The organism is Sphingomonas olei (assembly GCF_045369765.1).
GTDB classification, from domain to species: Bacteria; Pseudomonadota; Alphaproteobacteria; order Sphingomonadales; family Sphingomonadaceae; genus Sphingomonas; species Sphingomonas panaciterrae.
In genome coordinates this window covers 55749-73142 of sequence record NZ_JBIQEU010000014.1, presented here as the reverse complement: position 1 = coordinate 73142, position 17394 = coordinate 55749, and the positions used below count along the sequence as shown (strand labels likewise).

Annotated in this window: 14 protein-coding genes and 1 pseudogene; 13 read left to right on the top strand and 2 right to left on the bottom strand. The window is 66.6% G+C overall.

What is annotated here, in order from left to right:
- The coding region (locus ACH0BU_RS13980; protein ID WP_500264202.1) for a transposase at positions 1-1184 on the top strand (1184 nt) is incomplete at its 5' end.
- 6 nt (positions 1185-1190) lie between these two features.
- Here ACH0BU_RS13980 and ACH0BU_RS13975 read toward each other — a convergent pair.
- Positions 1191-1757: a recombinase family protein gene (locus tag ACH0BU_RS13975; RefSeq protein WP_500264201.1), complete on the bottom strand. Its 567-nt coding sequence runs from the start codon at positions 1755-1757 to the stop codon at positions 1191-1193.
- A gap of 164 nt (positions 1758-1921) precedes the next feature.
- Here ACH0BU_RS13975 and ACH0BU_RS13970 point away from each other — a divergent pair, with 164 nt between their 5' ends.
- The 3 genes from ACH0BU_RS13970 (at position 1922) to ACH0BU_RS13960 (ending at position 5462) form a co-directional block, all read left to right on the top strand.
- Positions 1922-2641: a carbon-nitrogen hydrolase family protein gene (locus ACH0BU_RS13970; protein ID WP_500264200.1), complete on the top strand. Its 720-nt coding sequence runs from the start codon at positions 1922-1924 to the stop codon at positions 2639-2641.
- Between the two features lie 254 nt (positions 2642-2895).
- A complete protein-coding gene (locus tag ACH0BU_RS13965; protein WP_170170973.1) occupies positions 2896-3405 on the top strand; it encodes a GAF domain-containing protein in 510 nt (169 codons plus the stop codon).
- Complete coding sequence (locus ACH0BU_RS13960; protein ID WP_170170974.1) at positions 3402-5462, top strand: putative bifunctional diguanylate cyclase/phosphodiesterase; 2061 nt, start codon at positions 3402-3404, stop codon at positions 5460-5462. Before ACH0BU_RS13965 ends, ACH0BU_RS13960 begins: the two co-directional genes overlap by 4 nt.
- Positions 5463-5855: 393 nt before the next feature.
- Here the strand turns inward: ACH0BU_RS13960 and ACH0BU_RS13955 are convergent.
- A pseudogene (locus ACH0BU_RS13955) lies at positions 5856-6488 on the bottom strand (tyrosine-type recombinase/integrase).
- A gap of 379 nt (positions 6489-6867) precedes the next feature.
- On the opposite strand from ACH0BU_RS13955, the gene ACH0BU_RS13950 reads away from it, so the two are divergent.
- The 9 genes from ACH0BU_RS13950 (at position 6868) to ACH0BU_RS13910 (ending at position 17305) form a co-directional block, all read left to right on the top strand.
- A complete protein-coding gene (locus tag ACH0BU_RS13950) occupies positions 6868-8799 on the top strand; it encodes a methyl-accepting chemotaxis protein (RefSeq protein ID WP_296219881.1) in 1932 nt (643 codons plus the stop codon).
- A gap of 5 nt (positions 8800-8804) precedes the next feature.
- The gene (locus ACH0BU_RS13945) at positions 8805-10184 is read left to right on the top strand and encodes a chemotaxis protein CheW (protein WP_296219878.1); all 1380 of its coding nucleotides are present in this window, start codon (positions 8805-8807) and stop codon (positions 10182-10184) included.
- Positions 10181-11260, top strand: a complete 1080-nt coding sequence (cheB, locus tag ACH0BU_RS13940; protein WP_500264199.1) for a chemotaxis-specific protein-glutamate methyltransferase CheB — start codon at positions 10181-10183, stop codon at positions 11258-11260. Before ACH0BU_RS13945 ends, cheB begins: the two co-directional genes overlap by 4 nt.
- Entirely contained in the window at positions 11257-12111 is an 855-nt protein-coding gene (locus ACH0BU_RS13935; RefSeq protein WP_296219874.1) for a CheR family methyltransferase, read from the top strand. Before cheB ends, ACH0BU_RS13935 begins: the two co-directional genes overlap by 4 nt.
- Complete coding sequence (locus tag ACH0BU_RS13930) at positions 12111-14021, top strand: chemotaxis protein CheA (protein WP_500264198.1); 1911 nt, start codon at positions 12111-12113, stop codon at positions 14019-14021. The genes ACH0BU_RS13935 and ACH0BU_RS13930 overlap by 1 nt, the downstream gene beginning before the upstream one ends.
- Positions 14018-14251 (top strand): hypothetical protein, encoded by a 234-nt coding sequence (locus ACH0BU_RS13925; protein ID WP_296219870.1) that lies wholly within the window; start codon positions 14018-14020, stop codon positions 14249-14251. The genes ACH0BU_RS13930 and ACH0BU_RS13925 overlap by 4 nt, the downstream gene beginning before the upstream one ends.
- Positions 14252-14329: 78 nt before the next feature.
- Positions 14330-14713, top strand: coding sequence for a response regulator (locus tag ACH0BU_RS13920; RefSeq protein WP_296219898.1), 384 nt, complete (start codon positions 14330-14332; stop codon positions 14711-14713).
- Positions 14710-15348, top strand: a complete 639-nt coding sequence (locus ACH0BU_RS13915) for a chemotaxis protein CheX (protein WP_296219868.1) — start codon at positions 14710-14712, stop codon at positions 15346-15348. Before ACH0BU_RS13920 ends, ACH0BU_RS13915 begins: the two co-directional genes overlap by 4 nt.
- Complete coding sequence (locus ACH0BU_RS13910; RefSeq protein ID WP_296219866.1) at positions 15341-17305, top strand: PAS domain-containing protein; 1965 nt, start codon at positions 15341-15343, stop codon at positions 17303-17305. The genes ACH0BU_RS13915 and ACH0BU_RS13910 overlap by 8 nt, the downstream gene beginning before the upstream one ends.
- The last annotated feature ends 89 nt before the right edge of the window (positions 17306-17394 follow it).

Genomic DNA, 17394 nt, shown 5'->3' with positions numbered 1-17394 from the left:
TAGACCAACGGGATGAGGGGTCCCTTTTCGACGCCGATCACCCCGCTACCGGGGTCCCTTTTCCACGCCGATCCACAAGCAAGAACCGGCATGGCCGCTTCCGCGATGCCGGCATCTTCCGCATCCTGTTCGAGCAGACTGTGCGGCGCTGCGCCGACGCGGGGCTGATTGCCCACAAGGATGCCGCAATCGACGCATCGTTCGTCGCAGCCGATGCAAGCTGGCAGCGCAAGATGCGGGACGCCGACATGGCCGCGCCTCGGCTTCCCCGCCCGGTTTGTGAATGGCTGGCGGATCAGGCCAATGCTCCACCGCAGGAACATGGGGTGCCGCGTGGCAAGCCGGCCGAGGTGTCACGCACCGATCCGGCGTCGGCGTGGTCTGCGCGCACGGCTCGGGGCCGGTTCGGCTATGCCCTGAATGTCCTGATCGACACGCCGGGAGGGGGGGCGATCGACGTGGAGGCCAGTCCCGCCCGCTTCGCGGCAGAAGTCGATGCGGGGCGGACCATGCTGGCACGGGCCGACGATCGGTTCGGCTACCGGCCAAAGCGTGTCGCGGCCGACACCGCCTATGGTAGCGCCGCGTTCCTGGCGTTTGTCACCGATCGCGGCACCATCCCGCATATCCCAGTGCTGGAACGCTCCGAGCAGACCAAGGGCAAATTCCCCCGCGAAGCCTTCCGCTATGAGCGGGAGCAGGGCCGCTATGTCTGCCCCGCTGGGAAGATACTGCCCTTTCGCGGTGCCGATCGTCGGGCCGGCTTCCTCCGATACAGCGCCAGTCCTGCCGATTGCCGCGCCTGTTACCTCAAACGGAAATGCACCGCAGGCAGCAACAGGTCGGTTACGCACAGCGAACATGAGGACGTGCGTGAGCTGGTGCGCGGCGAGATGCAGACGCCGCTATTCAAGCGGTCGATGCGGCTGCGTCGGGGCGTCGAGCGGGTGTTTGCCGATGCCAAGGGTAAGCGGGGGCTAACCCGTTTGCACCTTCGCGGCCTGCGCGGTGCCGAGGAAGAGTTTCTGTTGGGCGCGGCCATTGCCAATCTCGTGCTATTGGCCCGCCCTGACGCACGACCGGCACGGACCCGCCGCCCGCCCCCGGTGCCGGAACGGATCGACCACATGGCCCGGATCAGCCGGGGCCGGTTCGAGCAATCCTACTACGCTACGATCTTCTGACGCCAGTTAGCCAGGTTCGCGCTCGGCCGCAGGGAAGTGGCGATAGAAGGTAGAACGGCCGACCTGTAACAGCTTCGCGACCTTCGCCGGTTTGTCGCCGGCCTTGAGCAGCTTGCGGGCGGTATCGAGCATGTCGGGCGTCATTACGGACTTGCGGCCTCCACCCGTGCCGCCCTTTGCCCGTGCCGCTGCCAAACCGGCGATCGTCCGTTCCTTTATCAGTTCGCGCTCCATCTCTGCGACGGAAGCGAGGATATGGAACAGCAGCCGGCCCGATGGGGTGGCCGTGTCGAACCCGACCGTCAGCGATCGGAAATCAATCTTGCGAGCGGACAGGTCGGCCGCCAGTTCGATCAGGCCCCCGATCGATCGGCCAAGGCGATCGAGCTTCCATATCACCAGCGTATCGCCCGCCCGCACGAAATTGAGAGCTTCGGTCAGACCGGGACGTTTCAACTTCGCGCCACTCACCTTGTCGGTGAACAGCTTCTCGCACCCGGCCTTGGTCAGCGCATCGGTTTGTAACGTCAGGTCCTGATCGGCGGTCGAGACACGCGCATAACCAACCAGCATGAGTCCCGTTATCCCATCTCAAACAGCGAATTTCGAGACTCATATTTCGGGAACATATTTTGGGAAAGCCCCGGCAGGGATACAGCGGATATTTATGTCGGTGCCGGTCGTCCCGTTGGAGGTTCGTTTGCGGGAATGCGAGGTTGAGGGCAAAGCTGCCATCGATGCGTATCGCCGTTTTTCAATGCTCCTCGATCCTTGATGACGCGCGCCGCGCCGGTGACGTGATCGTGGATCGACTTCGCTGGGCCGATCGGGAAGGTGTCGATCTCACCGTCTTCCCGGAGGCGTTTCTGCTCGGCCACTCCTACGACCCGGAGACGATCCAGTCGCGCGCAAGCCAAAGCACGTCCGCTATCGCTGCCTTGTGTGAGCGGGTGGCGGCGTTTCGCGCGATGCTCGTGGTTGGAGCGTTCGACCTAGTGGACGGGCAGGTCTTCAACAGCGCGTTCGTCATTGAAGCGGGTCAGGTTGTCGGCCGGTATGCAAAGGCGCATCCCAACGAGCCGAGCGTGACCGCTGGTAGTGACTTCCCAACGTTCCTGCGATCGGGTGTCCGGTATGGCGTGAACATCTGCAACGACGCCAATCATCCCGACGCGGCCCAGCGCGTAGCAGATCACGGCGCGCGACTGATCCTATACCCATTGAACAATATGCTGCGATCCGAAACGGCCGATCGCTGGCGGGAGAAGAGCGTCGCGAACCTAATTGACCGCGCCCGCCAGACAGGGTGCTGGGTGGCATCATCCGATGTAACCGGCACCTCGGGCAATCTCATGAGCTGGGGATGTAGTGCAATCGTGACGCCGGAGGGCAATGTCGTGGCCCGCGTCCAAGAGCTGAACGAGGGTGTGGCCGTCTATGACATACCCGCTGGCTAAGCTGGCGGCGTTCCCATTTCACCATCGATATCGAGACGGAGGCAACCTCGGCTGGCCGTTCCTGTTCGGGACGGCAGGTGCCGACCAAAGCCAGTCATCCGATCAGTTTTGCCGGACGCTCCCTCTCAATAAAACGCCGCCCCTGAATTTATCTCATGCCGGCCGTTGGGAAACCGCAACGGCTGATACGTCATAAAGTTATCTTTAATAGTTTTTTGCGAAGCGTAAGCATTTGAGGTGGATCGGACATCCTGATGTTGTGGAAGATGCTGCGTGAACGATCGCGGTCGCGTGCCGTCCGCCACCTAGGGGTGCTCGGCACTCCTGCGGAACCCGGCCTCGATCGCTTCGTCGCGCAGGCCGCCAGCGCGTTCGCGGCACCGATCTCGCTGCTGACCGTCCTGCACGATCAACAGATGCTGGTCAAAGCGAGTACCGGACTTGATATGGAGTGCCTGCCCCGCAAAGACGGGTTCTGCCATTACGCCGTCGATCAGGACGATCTACTGGAAGTCTGCGATGCGCTGGCCGACCCGTTCTTTCGAACGCTGCCTTGCGTTACGAGCGAGCCACATGTCCGCTATTATCTCGGCGCGCCCCTGACACTCACGCATGACATCGACATAGGCATGCTTTGCGTGGTCGACACCGTGGCACGCCCGCCTGCATCGCGTGACCAGCGATCCTATCTAATAGGGCTCGCCCGCCAGGCGGCGGATGCGATCGAGCGGCGTGCCGATTTCAGGAACGGTCTCGCCGCATGATGGAGGTCGCTACCTGTTTGGCTCAGGAGCATGATCTGCGCCTCGTCGCAGTCGCCGTGCTCGTATGCGTCATCGGTTCGGCCGCGACGATGCAGCTTTTTGCGCGTATCGTGAGTGCCAAGGGCGAAGGCCGGGCAGGCTGGATCGCGCTGGCGTCGGTCGGCACCGGCACCATGGTGTGGTGCACGCATTTCGTGGCGATGATGGCGTTCCGGACAGGTGTGCCGGTCAGGCTCGACATCACCCTGACGCTGGTATCACTCGGCATCGCTATCCTGTTTACGGCACCGGGATTGACGATCGCAGCCAGTCGCCGACGTGGCCTGGCGCCTGTGGGCGGCGCCGTCATCGGACTTGCGATATCAGCCATGCATTACACTGGCATGGCAGCTTACCGGATGGACGGCATCGTCGAGTGGCGCTGGGGCTATGTCATTGCTTCCGTCATTCTGTCCGTCCTCCTTGGAGCGCTCGCCTTCAAGGCTGCTCGGACGCGTGGGCTTCCTGCACGCATCGCAGCAGGGTTGCTCCTTGGGCTCGCGGTAGCGACCCTGCATTTCACCGGCATGGCCGCGATGGTGGTCCGCACCTTGTCTCTGCATCCAGAACAGGGCCTGTCACACACCACCATGACGGCGCTGGCGGCCGCGACGACATTTGCCGCCCTGCTGTTCGTCGGCTGCGCTGCAATCAGCGCGCTTATCGATGGGCAGACCCAGAGCGACAGCTATGGCCGACTTCGTCGCATGGCGCTCCATGACGGCCTCACGGACTTGCCGAACCGGCTGTGCTTCGGGGAAGATCTGGCGAGCCGCCTTGCGCGTAAGGACGGTACGCCGCTCATGGCAGTGGTGATCCTCGACCTGTCACGCTTCAAAGCCGTAAACGACACCTACGGTCATCAGGCCGGCGATCAGGTACTGGTAGTGCTGGCATCGCGCATGCAGGAGATACTGCGGCCCGGCGAGTGCATTGCGCGCCTGGGCGGTGACGAGTTCGGCGGCCTGATCTCCTACGGCCACCCCGACGAATTGACCGATTTCCTCGACCGGCTTACCGGCGTATTTGCCGAGCGCCTCACGTTCGAACGCTTCTCGGCATCGATCGGCGCCAATATCGGCATCGCACTGGCCCCTCATGACGGTGTGGACGCCGATACGCTGCTCGCTCGTGCCGACCTGGCAATGTACCGCGCCAAGGGCGAACGATCGAAGCGGCCTTGCTTCTACGATCCGTCCATGGATGAGGCGGTGCGCGGCCGGCGCGAGCTGGCGAACGAACTGCGAGACGCCGTTGCCAACGAGGAATTCGAACTGCACTATCAAGTGCAGGCCTCGATCGGTAGCGGCGAGATCAGCGGCTACGAAGTGCTGGTGCGTTGGCGCCATCCAACCAAAGGACTGATTTCGCCGGCGGCGTTCATCCCGCTGGCGGAGGAGATCGGCGAGATCATCCCGCTCAGCCGGTGGATCATCCGCCAGGCCTGTTTCGAGGCAGCGCTTTGGCCCAATCGCCATCCAATCGCCGTCAACCTGTCGCCGTTGCACCTGTCCGATCCCGAGTTGGTCGAAACCGTCCGCCAAACTTTGGCGGTGAGCGGGCTTGCCCCGGAACGGCTGACGCTGGAACTGACGGAGAGCGCCATCATCCATGATCGACATTATGCGCTCGATCATCTTCGCGAACTGAAGGCGATGGGCTGCGGTCTTGCGCTTGACGACTTCGGAGTTGGGTATTCCTCGCTCGACGTGCTGCGCTCCTTCTCGTTTGATCGTATCAAACTCGACAAGTCGTTCGTTACCGGTATCGCCGACGACACGCAGGCCAGAGCCTTGCTGCGTTCGGTCGTGGCGCTCGGCACTACGCTCGACATTCCGGTGCTTGCTGAAGGGATCGAGGAGCCGGTTCAGCTCCGCATCGCGGCGCGCGAGGGTTGCTCTGCAATCCAAGGATATCTGATCGGCAAGCCGGCGCGTGAACTGGTCAGCGCCGCTCGGGTAAGCACAGTCATGCGGCAGGCATTGGGGAGCGAGGTGGAGGTCAGCCTTGTTGCCTGAAGACCGCCAAAAGCTGCCCTGCTGCATCGGACCAGCGAGTGACGGCTTTGTCTCACGGCGCGCTATTTTCGAAGAATAAGCCGTCCCATTATTCGATCCCATGCGAGACGGGATCACTATGCTTTGGGGTGTCATTCCGCCCCCAACCGGACCCGGCTACCAGCGGCACATTTTCAACAGCCCCGGTCGTTTTCTGGACAAAGGTGCTATTGGCATACACTCTTTAAGACAGCCGCGCTTGTAGGGACTTAGCACCAGCAGGTGTTCACAAACAGCGGTTTTGTTGACAGATGTCTGCTTTTATCGGGAGCTGCCGCTCGCGTCGGGCACACAACATGGCGGCTTTGTCCCAGCGCCCGTGCTTGGCTCGCCCGGGCACGGGCGCCAGTAGGTTCAGATCTCAGTGTTTTCGGCAAGGGCAAGCGCGTCCTCCACATCGATTCCGAGATAGCGCACCGTGTTCTCAATCTTGCTGTGGCCGAGTAGAATCTGGACAGCCCGCAGATTTCCGGTCGCCCTGTAGATGATCGATGCCTTCGTTCGCCGAAGCGAGTGGGTGCCATACTCGCTTCGCATAAGGCCGACACCTGTTACCCATTCGTCGACAAGCCGAGCGTACTGCCGTGTGCTCAGGTGCCCATTGTGATCAACCCGGCTTGGAAAAACATAGTCGTCCACCGTGCCGCCCCGGCGTTCGAGCCATGCCAGCAGGCTGGCCCGAGCATCTGGCAGCAGTTCGAATTGAACGGGCCGGCCTGTCTTCTGCTGCATGACGATCGCCCGCGTTCGGATTTACCCACCGCTGACAAGGTCGCCGATCTTCATTTGCACCAGGTCGCAGCCCCGAAGCTTGCTGTCGATCGCCAAGTCGAACAGCGCCCGATCTCGCAGGCGGCGGCGCTGGTTGAGGTAGAAGCGGATTTCCCAAATCTGCTTCGGCTTCAGAGCCCGCTTTGCGCCTACGGTCCTTCCGGCATTCCAGACCTGGCGTTTGGTGGCGGTGAGTTCAGTTTCAGACATCTCCATGATCGTTCTCCTATGGCCACTTTGGCCACCTGCAGAACGCTTACCGAAGAGGATTCGAAGGAGTGGGTCTGGGGCTCGTGCCGACCACAATCGGTCATGCCTTTCGAACGATTGAACGTCCGATGCTGCCGAAAGCAGCCGATGGCGCTGGTAAGAACGCCCTCCACCCGTCAAAGCGATGGCTTGGTGTGGCCCGGGCGGGATCGTCAGAAAAGCTTGATGATCCTCTGCCATAGTCCCCGAACCGGCGGTAGCGGGCTGCCACAAACGCAGTCGGTCCCCGCATCGCTTGACGGCAGGTGCCGCCGCTATGCGGATGCTGGCGCCGTCGTCCGCTGTGCTCTAAACAGGCTGAAAGCCCAATATCTCTGGAGTTCTAATGGCGCTGGTGAAGAAATCGACCCTTGGGGCTCGTGCAAAGCGCGATAGGGAAGAATCCACGGCGGCAGAGGCCAAGCCGGCATCGGCGCCCGTCCCGCAGGCGCGGGTTACCCGCCGAGCGCGCCGCCCCGCCAATGCCATCGAGGGGATCGACCAGGCCGTTCAGGAACTGGCTAGCGGCATCGCCGAGGCCTCCGCCGCAGCGAGCGAGTTGCAGCGGGCGATGGACCAGATCGCGAGCGGCGCCGAGGAAGCCGCCGGCGCGGCGCAGGAATCGCAGGGCCTCATCGCCTCGCTCAACGCCAATTTCAGGGACGCGAGCACGCGGGCCGAGGATGCGCGCCGCCAAATCGAGATCGTCCAGAACGCCTTTGCGGAGGTGGGGGTACAGATCGAGGTGTCGGTCGTCGCGATCGAGCTCAACGCCCAGCGTCAGCTCGCGACCGTCGCCGTGATCAACGCACTGGAGCAGGTGGCCGGGGAGATCGGCACGGTCGGCGTCAGCGTCGCCGATGTTGCCGACGAGACCAGCCTCCTTGCGCTCAACGCGACGATCGAGGCAGCGCGGGCCGGCGATGCCGGCAGCGGCTTTGCGGTGGTGGCGGACGAGGTTCGCGCGCTGTCCGAAGGCTCCGAAGCCAGCGCAGGCGAGATCCAGCAGCTGGCGGCAAGCGTCGTCGGCGAGGTGAACCGGGTGGTGCAGCAGGTGCGCGCGGCTTCCGAACTGGCAACGCGCGAGGCGCAGTCGGGCCGCGCCGTAGTCGTGCAGCTAAAGGAAGCGCGCGAGGAACTGGCGGCGCTGGGCGCGGGCACGGCGGCGATCGTCCAGGCCTCGGCGGAGGCCGAGGCCGCTGCCGCAGAGGCTGAGCAAGGCGCCGAGCAGGTCGCAAGTGCCGCCGAGGAGCAATCGGCGGCCACCGCGCAGGCGCAGCAGGCGGTGGAGCAGCAGGGCACGTCGCTGGACGAAAGTCAGCGCACCGCCGAGATGCTGGGCGATCTGATCCAAGCGCTGGAGGGCGACGGCGCGAACCAGGGCGCGGTCGAGCAGATCGCTGCCGCGGCCGAGGAGCTTTCGGCTACGGTGCAGGAGCTTTCGGGTGCCTCGGGCGAGATCCTGGTCGCGCTCGAACAGATCGCGCGCGGCACCCAGATCCAGGCGTCCTCGACCATGCAGGCCGATACCGCGATGGGCCAGATCGAGGGCCTGGCCGAGTTGCTGCGGGCGCGCGCCTCCGCGGCGGCCGAGCGGATCGGCGCCATCGTCGAGGGCGTCGTGGTAAGCGGCGCGGCGATCGAACGGGTGGCGGGCGGCGTCGAGCATGGTCTGGCGGAGCTTCGCGCCGTGCTCGATCTACTGGCTGCGCTGTCGGAGACGGCGCGCGGCATCGACAAGATCATCGGCAAGCTCGCGCTGATCTCGGTGCAGACCAACATGCTCGCGGTGAGCGGCTCGGTGGAGGCGACGCGCGCGGGCGAGGCCGGGCGCGGCTTCACCCTGGTGGCGGGCGACATCCGCAAGCTCGCGCAGGATTCGGCGACGCGCGCCGATCACGCGGCGGACATCGTGCGCACGATGCAGGAGCAGATCGCGACGGTGCGCCGCGACCTCGAACAGGTGATCGGCGCGGCCGAAGTGGAAATCGGGCGCAACCGTGCGTTCGTCGAGCGCTTCCGCGCGATGATCGAGGACCTGCAGGCGGCGCGCGGCGCGAACGATGCGATCCTCGCGGGAACGCAGGACATCCTGCGCTCCGTGCGCGAGATCCGCAGCGGAACCACCCAGATCGCCGAAGCGGCGGATCTGGCGAACGGTGCCGCGCGCGAGGCCGGCGCCGCCGCGCGCCAGCAGGCGCATGGGGCCGAGTTGCTGGCCGTCGCGATCGAGGAAATCGCCCAGATCGCGACGGCACTCGCCGCGCAGGCGGCCTGAGCGCGATGGGCAGCGAGGGCGCGGCAGGGCTGCGGGTGCTGACGCTGCAAGCCGGCGGCGAACGGCTTGCCGTGCCCGCGCCGATCGTCCGCGAGGTCGCGCGGATCCCGCGGCTGACGCGGGTGCCGCATGCGCCCAGCGCGCTGCTGGGGCTGGCCAATATCCGCGGGGCGGTGGTGCCGGTATTGTCGCTGGCCGATCTGGTGGAGCGCCCGGTCGGTACCGAGCAGCGAGTTGTGATCGTCGACGACTGCGCGCTGTTCGGGCTGGCGGTGGACGCCGTCGATGCGCTGGCGGAGGACGGCGATAGCGGCGCCCGCATGCTCGACCTGCCCGCGCTGATCGCGGCGAGCCTGGCCCCGGATGGCAGCCGCCGGGCGGTGGGCCGGGCGGTGGCGGCGGAAGCGGCGGCCGAAACCGCGGACCATGCCGTGCTGCCGCTCGTCGTCTTCGCGCTCGGCAGCCAGGAATTCGCGTTGCCGCTGGGCGCCGTCGAGAGCGTGCTGCGGCTGCCCGAGGCGATCGCGGCAATGCCGCACGCCGACGCGGTGGTCGTCGGCAGCGCCACCGTGCGCGGCGCGCTGCTGCCGTTGCTCTCCCTCCGCGCGCTGCTCGCCATGCCGGCGGCGGCAGCGACCGCGCGGACCCGCGTCGTGGTCGCGCGGATCGGGCCGCACTGCGTGGGCCTGGTGGTCGATTCGATTCGCGGGGTCGAGCGCGTGCCCGAGGCCGCGATCGACGCGATGCCGCAGGTGCTCACCCGGGGGAGTGCCGAGGCGCGGATCCAGGCGATCTGCCGGCTCGACGGGGGACGGCGGCTGGTATCGCTGCTCGCCGCCGAGCATCTGCTGCGCGAAGACATCACCGCGCGGCTCACGCAAGCCAGTACCGCGAACGAGATCGAGGAAAGCGCCATGGACGCGACGGGCGAACAGTTTCTCCTGTTCCGGATCGGCGACAGCGACTTCGCGCTACCCATTGCCGCGGTGGAGGAAGTCGCTCCGCTGCCGCGCAAGCTCACCCGCCTGCCCAAGGCGCCCGCCTTCGTGCAGGGGGTGATGAACCTGCGCGGCGCGGTGGTGCCGGTGATCGACCAGGCCGAGCGCTTCGGCGCGGCCATGGCGGCGAGCGGCAAGCGGCGCGTGGTGGTGGTCCGCATCGGCGATCTGCAGGCGGGCTTCGTCGTCGATTCCGCCTCCGAGGTCCTGCGCATCGCCGCTGATGCGGTGGGCCCGGCGCCCGATCTTGGCGGCGCCGAGACGCGTGTGTTCGAACGGGTCGCCAATCTGCCCGATCAGGACCGGATCGTGCTGGTCGTATCGCCCCGCGAACTGCTCGACCGCGCCGAACAGGACCTGCTGCGGGGCATGGCCGCCGCATCGTGATCAAGCTGCTCGTCGTCGACGATTCCCCGCTGATGCGGCGCCTGCTGGTCGATATCTTCACCGAGGCCGGCGGGTTCGAAGTGGCGGTCGCGCGCAGCGGCGGCGAGGCGCTCGACCTGCTCGCCGAGGTCGCGCCCGACGTGATCACGCTCGACATCCACATGCCCGGCATGGACGGGCTTGCCTGCCTCGATCAAATCATGGTGACGCGGCCGTGCCCGGTGGTGATGGTCTCGGCGCTGACCGCGGAAGGGGCGGACGAGACGCTGGAGGCGATCGAACTCGGCGCGGTGGACTTCATCGCCAAGCCGCGGGGCGCGCTGTCGCTGGAGATCGACTCCGTCGTCCCCGCGCTGGTCGAGAAGGTCCGTAGCGCAGCGGGTGCCCGGATTTCGCGGACTGCTCGGCTGCGCGAGCGCGTTCGGGCACGGGGGACGGTTGTCGCCGAACCTAAGCCCGCCGCGCCGCGTCGCACCGCGCCGCTCGCCGCGCCGCTGCCGCCCGAGGGGCTGGTGCTGGTCGGCTGCTCGACCGGGGGGCCACCGGCGCTCGATGCGCTGCTCGGCAATCTGCCCGAGGATTTCCCCTGGCCGATCCTCGTCGCGCAGCACATGCCCGCGAGCTTCACCGGCCCGCTCGCGCGGCGGCTCGACAAGCTGTGCGCTTTGAGCGTCCAGGAGGTGACGGGCACGACGGTGCTTGCGCCGGGCAACGTCTATATCGGTCGCGGCGATGCCGATCTGGTCGTCACCCGCCGCGCGGGCGCGCTCGCCGCTGCCGCCGCGCCGAGCAGCGCCGAGCATTTCTGGCATCCCAGCGTCGATCGCCTCGTGGCGAGCGCGATGAAGAGCGTCGCCCCCGAGCGGCTGGTTGGCGTGTTGATGACCGGTATGGGAAACGACGGCGCCGGCGCCATGACGGAATTGAAGGCGCTGGGCGGCATGACGCTTGCCGAATCTGCCGATAGCGCGGTGATCTGGGGCATGCCGGGGGCGCTGGTCGCCGCCGGTGGCGCCACGATCGTGGCACCGCTCGATCGGCTCGCGGCCGAACTGCTAGCCTGCTTCGCACGGTGACGCGGGAGAGCACCCTTGCCAGCGCACCCCCGGCGGCGCTTTCCGACGACGAGGTCGCGCGGGTGGGGGCGCTGCTCTATCGCTGGACCGGAATGATCTTCGGCGCCAACAAGCGCTATTATATCGAGCGGCGGATCGGCGCGCGGATGGCGCGGAGCGGCATCGCCGAGGTGACGCGTTATCTCGATTTCGTGGCCGCCAACCCGGCCGAGCGCGAGGCGCTGATCAACGCCTTCACGATCAACGAGACCTATTTCTACCGCGAGGACCACCAGTTCGCCGCGCTCGCCCGGCAGATCCTGCCCGAGCTGATTCGCACCCGGCGCCCCGGCGACTTGATCCGGATCTGGTCGATGCCCTGCTCGACGGGCGAGGAAGCCTATTCGATCGCGATCTGGCTGCTCGAAAACTGGCCGCTGGTCGATGCCTATCACATCGAGATCGTCGGTTCGGACCTCGATACCGCCGCGCTCGCCCAGGCGCGGGCGGGGCGCTATGCCGCGCGCGCGTTGGCCAGGCTGCCGGCGGACGTGGTCGAGCGCTATTTCGAGCCCGAGCGCGGCCATCGCCGCAAGATCATCGACGATCTGCGCGAATCGGTGCGTTTCACTCCCGCCAACATCGTCGATCGCGCGACGCTCGCCGGGCTCGGCCGGTTCGACGTGATCCTATGCCGCAACCTGCTGATCTATTTCGACGATGACTCGCGGCAGCTCGGCGCCTCCAACCTTTTCGAGAGCCTCAACAGCGGCGGCTTCGTCTGCCTCGGGCACAGCGAATCCATGTCGCGGATCACGGACAAGTTCACAATGGCTCGCCTTGAAGACGCAATCGTCTATCGTAAGCCGTGATGGACGAACTGCTGGCGCAATTTCTGGTCGAGGGGCGCGACCTGGTCGCCCAGGCGGCGGCGGCGTTCGAGGTGCTGGCGCGCGACCCCGGAAACGCCGCCGCGATCGACGACGCCTTTCGCGCGATCCACACGCTGAAAGGCTCGGTCGCGATCTTCCCGATGGCGGCGGCGGAACGCACGCTCCACGCCGCCGAGGACGTGCTCGAACGCGCCCGCAAAGGCAGCATGGCGCTCTGCAGCGCGGCAACGGTCGCGCTGGTCGCGTGCCTGGACGGCGTCGACCGCTGGATCGACGATGTGGAGCTGCGGGGCGCGCTGAGCGAGGATGCAGACGGTGTCGCGGCGGCGTTGATCGCGGGCCTTCCCGGGCGGGAGGCCGCCGCACCCGTGTCGTCCTCCGCCGCCACACCGGACTGGGCCCGGCAGTTGGCCGACGGCGCCGAGGGCCCCGTGGTGGCGTTCCGCTACACACCCGATCCTGATTGTTTCTTCCGCGGCGAGGATCCGCTGGCGATCATCGCCGCGATCCCGGACCTGCTCCGGCTCGATATCCGTCCGGCCGAAGGTCGCTGGCCCGCGCTCGACGCGATCGAGCCGTTCCGCTGCATCTCGATCCTCGAAGGGCTGAGCACAGCGTCGCCGGAGGTGGTCCGCGCCGCCTTCCGGATGATGCCGGACCAGATCGCGCTGCATCGCATCGAGGCGGCCGCCCCGGCGCCCGCCCCCAACGCGCCCGCCGAAGCAGGCCCCGCGACCACGCTGCGCATCGACGCCGCGCGCATCGATGCGCTGGTCGACGGCCTCGGCGAGCTGCTGGTGGCGGTCAATGCCCTTGCGCCGCTCGCCGCCCGCATCGAGGCCCAGGACCGTACGCTGGCCGCTGCCGTTCGCACCGCGCAGGCGGGCATCGAACGCAGCGCCGCCAACCTGCAGCGGAGCGTCGCGGCGGTGCGGCTGGTGCCGCTCGCGCTGACGCTCCGCCGCCTGCCGCGCCTCGCCCGCGAGATTTCTGCGACGCTCGGCAAGCCCATCGCCTTCGCAATCGAGGGCGAGGGGCTGGAGATCGACAAGCAGATCGCGGAAGGGCTGTCCGAGCCGCTGCTGCACCTGCTGCGCAACGCCATCGACCACGGCATCGAGGATGCGGCGACGCGCGCCGCCGCCGGCAAGCCTGCCGAGGGACGGATCACGCTCACCGCGCGCCGGGAGGGCGATGCGGTGGCGATCACCTTGGCCGATGACGGCGGCGGGATCGACCCGGCGCGAATCCGCGCGACTGCCATGGCCCACGGCCTGCTGGAGGCCGAGGCCGCCGACCAGCTGAGCGACGCCGCCGCGCTCCGCCTGATCTTCGCGCCCGGCTTTTCGACGGCGGAGACGGTCACCGGCGTGTCCGGTCGCGGGGTAGGCATGGATGCGGTCCAGACGGCAGTGGAGAAATTACGCGGCACGATCGCGATCGACAGCACGCCCGGCCAGGGCACGCGCTTCCGGTTGCGCTTCCCCGCCAACGCGCTCACCACCCGGCTGCTCGTCGTCGAGGCGGCCGGGGATCGCTACGGCGTTGCGCTCGACCAGGTGATGGAGACCGTCCGCGTCGCGCAATCGGCGCTGCTGCCGATCGGCGAGGGTACCGCCTGCGTCCTGCGCGGCCGCACCGTGCCGGTGCTCAGCCTCGCCCGCCTGTTGGGAGGCACCGAGCAGCTCGGCGCCCATGCCAAGTTGCTCGTCACCAGCGGGGGGGGGGAGCTGGTCGCCCTGCGGGTCGATGCGTTCGGCGCGCGCATCAATGCGATGGTACGGCCGCCCAGCGGCTTGCTGGCGGGTGTATCCGGGATCGGCGGCGCCACCCTGCTCGGCGATGGCGGCGTGCTCCTCGTCCTTGATCTTCCGGCGCTGGTCGCATGACCGTTCGCATCGAGCCAGACGGCATCCACTTGGTCGGCCGGTGCTCCGCCGAAGATGCGGACGCCCTGCTGGTCGCCCTGCAGGAACAGCCCGGTTGCACGGTCGATCTGGGCGCGGCGCAGCGGCTGCATCTGGCGGTGGCGCAGGTGCTGCTTGCCGCGCGGCCGCCGGTTCGCGGCGTGCCCGCCAACGACTTTCTGGCACGATACCTGCTCAATCTGTTGCAATGACATCGGGACGATTCGTCGCTAGGACCGTTGCGCAGCTGGACCGCTTTGCGCTGCACAGGCCTTGATCTGGAGTTCCGAATGCCGGTTACCGTCCTCATCGTCGATGACAGCAAGCTTGCGCGCATCGTCGCCGGCAAGGCGCTCGCCGAGCTGCAACCGGAGTGGCACAAGGTTGAGGCGAGCAGCGCAGCGCAGGCACATGAGGTGGTCGCCGTCCAGCCGGTGGATGTGTGCCTGATCGATTTCAACATGGCAGAAAAGGACGGGCTGGAACTTGCCGGCGAGCTCCACGCGATGCGTCCGAATATGCCCATCGCCATCATCACAGCCAATATCCAGGACGAGATTATCGCCCGCGCCCGCGCGATCGGGGCCGCGTTCGTCCCCAAGCCGGTCAGCGCGGACAGCCTCGAGGCGTTTCTCTCGGGCGCCGCGCTCCGCCTGCGTTCGGCGAAGGCATGATCCGCGATAGCGTGACGCTCGGCGAACTCGAGCGCGATGCGCTGACCGAGATCGTCAATATCGGCGTAGGACGCGCTGCCTCCAGCCTGCGCAAGATGATCGGGGACCAGGTGACGCTGTCGGTCCCCGCGATCGACATCGTCAGCCAGCGCCGGGCGGCCCGGCTGATCAGCGAACGCGAGGCGGCCGAGCTGGTCGCCGTGCGGCAGGATTTCGACGGTGCCTTTGCCGGCCGCGCGCTGCTCATCTTCCCCGAAAACAACAGCCTGGAGCTGGTCCGCTCCGTCACCGGCGAAAGCCTCTCGGCCGAAGACCTGGCCGAGATGGAGCGCGAGGCGCTGACCGAAACCGGCAACGTCATTCTGAATGCCTGCCTCGCCACGATCGCCAACATGCTCAAGCGTTCGCTGGCGATGACCATTCCCGAGGTACTGCACGGCAACAGTGCGACGCTGTTCGAGATCGACGATGCCGAGGACGAAGATGGGCTGGTGCTGTTCCTCTACATCGACTTCGCCGTGCGCAAGCGCGACATCCGCGGCTATATCGCGATGATCATGGACATCCCCTCGCTCGAAAAGCTGAAGGAACTGCTCGACGAGTTCATCGCGCGGGTGGTGGGGGACGATGGCTGAGGCAGGCGCCGAGCAGGTTCGGTCGATCCTCGCCGCCGCCGGTGCGAGTGGCTGCTGGGACTGGGACATTGCGGCCGACGCCCTGCGCGTCGATACGCGCTTTGCGGAGCTGTACGGGCTAGACTCCGACGCCGCCGCGAAGGACCTGCCGACGGCGACCTTCTTCGCCGCGATCCACCCGGCGGATCGACCGCGGATTCGCATCGCCGTGGCCGGCATGCTCGCCGGGGCCGAGCGTTTCTCCAAGGAATTCCGGGTGCTCGCGCCGGACGGCTCGACCCTGTGGATGCACGGGCGCGGCCAGACGCATCTGGACGAGAATGACGTGCCGGTGCGCTTCACTGGCTTGCTCATCGACGTCACCGAACGGAAGCGGACCGAGGAGCGGTTGCGCATCGCCCAGTCGGCGGGCGGCGTTGGCACGTTCGAATACAGTGACGGCTTCGCCACCGCTACCGTATCCAGCGAGTTCTGCCAGCTGCTCGGCCTGCATCCCGCCTCGGTGCTGCCGGTGCGGACGATCAACAGTGTGCTGTGCGATGGCGAGCCGCTGCTGCTGCCGCAACCCGGCAGCGATGCGATCGGGGATACGCTGGACGCGGTCTTCCGCATCGTCCGCAATGACGATGGTAGCCACCGCTGGATCGCGCGCCGCGGCGAGGTCATTCGCGAAGGATCCGGTTATCGCCTGATCGGCGTGATCTATGACGTCACCGCGGCCAAGGAGCAGGAAGCCAGGCTGCGTGAGCTGGCGGATACGCTGGAGATGCGCGTCCAGCAGGAAGTCGCCGAGCGCCGGGAAGCCGAGGAAGCGCTGCGCCAGGCCCAGAAGATGGAGGCCGTCGGCCAGCTGACCGGCGGCATCGCGCACGACTTCAACAATCTGCTGACCGTCATCATCGGCAATATCGACACGGTCGTCCGCCGGATGGACATGGACCACGATCCAAGAATGCGGCGTTCGCTGGAAAATGCGCTGAAAGGGGCGGAGCGCGCGGCCTCGCTCACCCAGCGGTTGCTTGCCTTTTCGCGTCGCCAGCCGCTTGAACCCAAGACGATCGACATCGCCCGCGTGCTGACCGGCATGTCGGACCTGCTCACCCGCTCGATCACCGAGACGATCGCGATCCGGATCGACACCGACGCGGAGCTCTGGAAGGTCGAGGTCGATCCGCACCAACTCGAAAACGCGATCCTCAATCTGGCAGTGAACGCGCGCGATGCGATGCCCAATGGTGGTGGCCTGACCATCGAGGCCCGTAACGTGGAGGTTCAGGAGGCGCTCCCCGGCAGGTGCCTGCCGGGTGCCTATGTCGTCGTCTCGGTGACTGACAGCGGCACGGGGATGTCGCCGGAGACGGTCGCCAAAGTGTTCGACCCCTTCTTCACGACCAAGGAAGTCGGCAAGGGTACCGGGCTGGGCCTGTCGATGGTCTATGGCTTCGTGAAACAGTCTGGCGGCCACATCACCATCGACTCCGCCGAGGGTCACGGCACGGCCGTACGGCTCTATCTGGCCCGCAAGCAGCAGGACGTCCTCCTGGAGGCCGAGGAGCGACGGCCCTCAGCGCGGATGGGTAACGCCGACGAGACCATCCTAGTGGTCGAGGATGACGACGACGTCCGCGCCTACACGATTGGCATCCTGCGTGAACTGGGCTACCAGGTGGTCGAGGCGCACGACGGCGAGGACGCGCTGCGATTGCTCGGCGGCCACGACGTCGGCGCGACGCTGCTGCTGACCGACGTGGTGATGCCGCGCATGTCTGGTCCCGAACTGTCCAGCCGTGCGAGGGCGCTGCATCCGGAGCTGCGCGTGCTGTTCACGTCGGGCTATACCCGCGATGCCATCATGCGGGACGGCCGGCTCGACCCCGATGTCGACCTTCTCTCCAAGCCTTTCACCTATGCCACGCTGGCCGCCAAAGTGCGGGAATTGCTCGACCGCGGACATTGATGCAGAAGAACAGGGTAAGTAGGCAAGCTTCAAAATACAGTATTTATCGCCGGGAGGCTCGGTGCCAGCACCTCCTGGTGCGACACTGC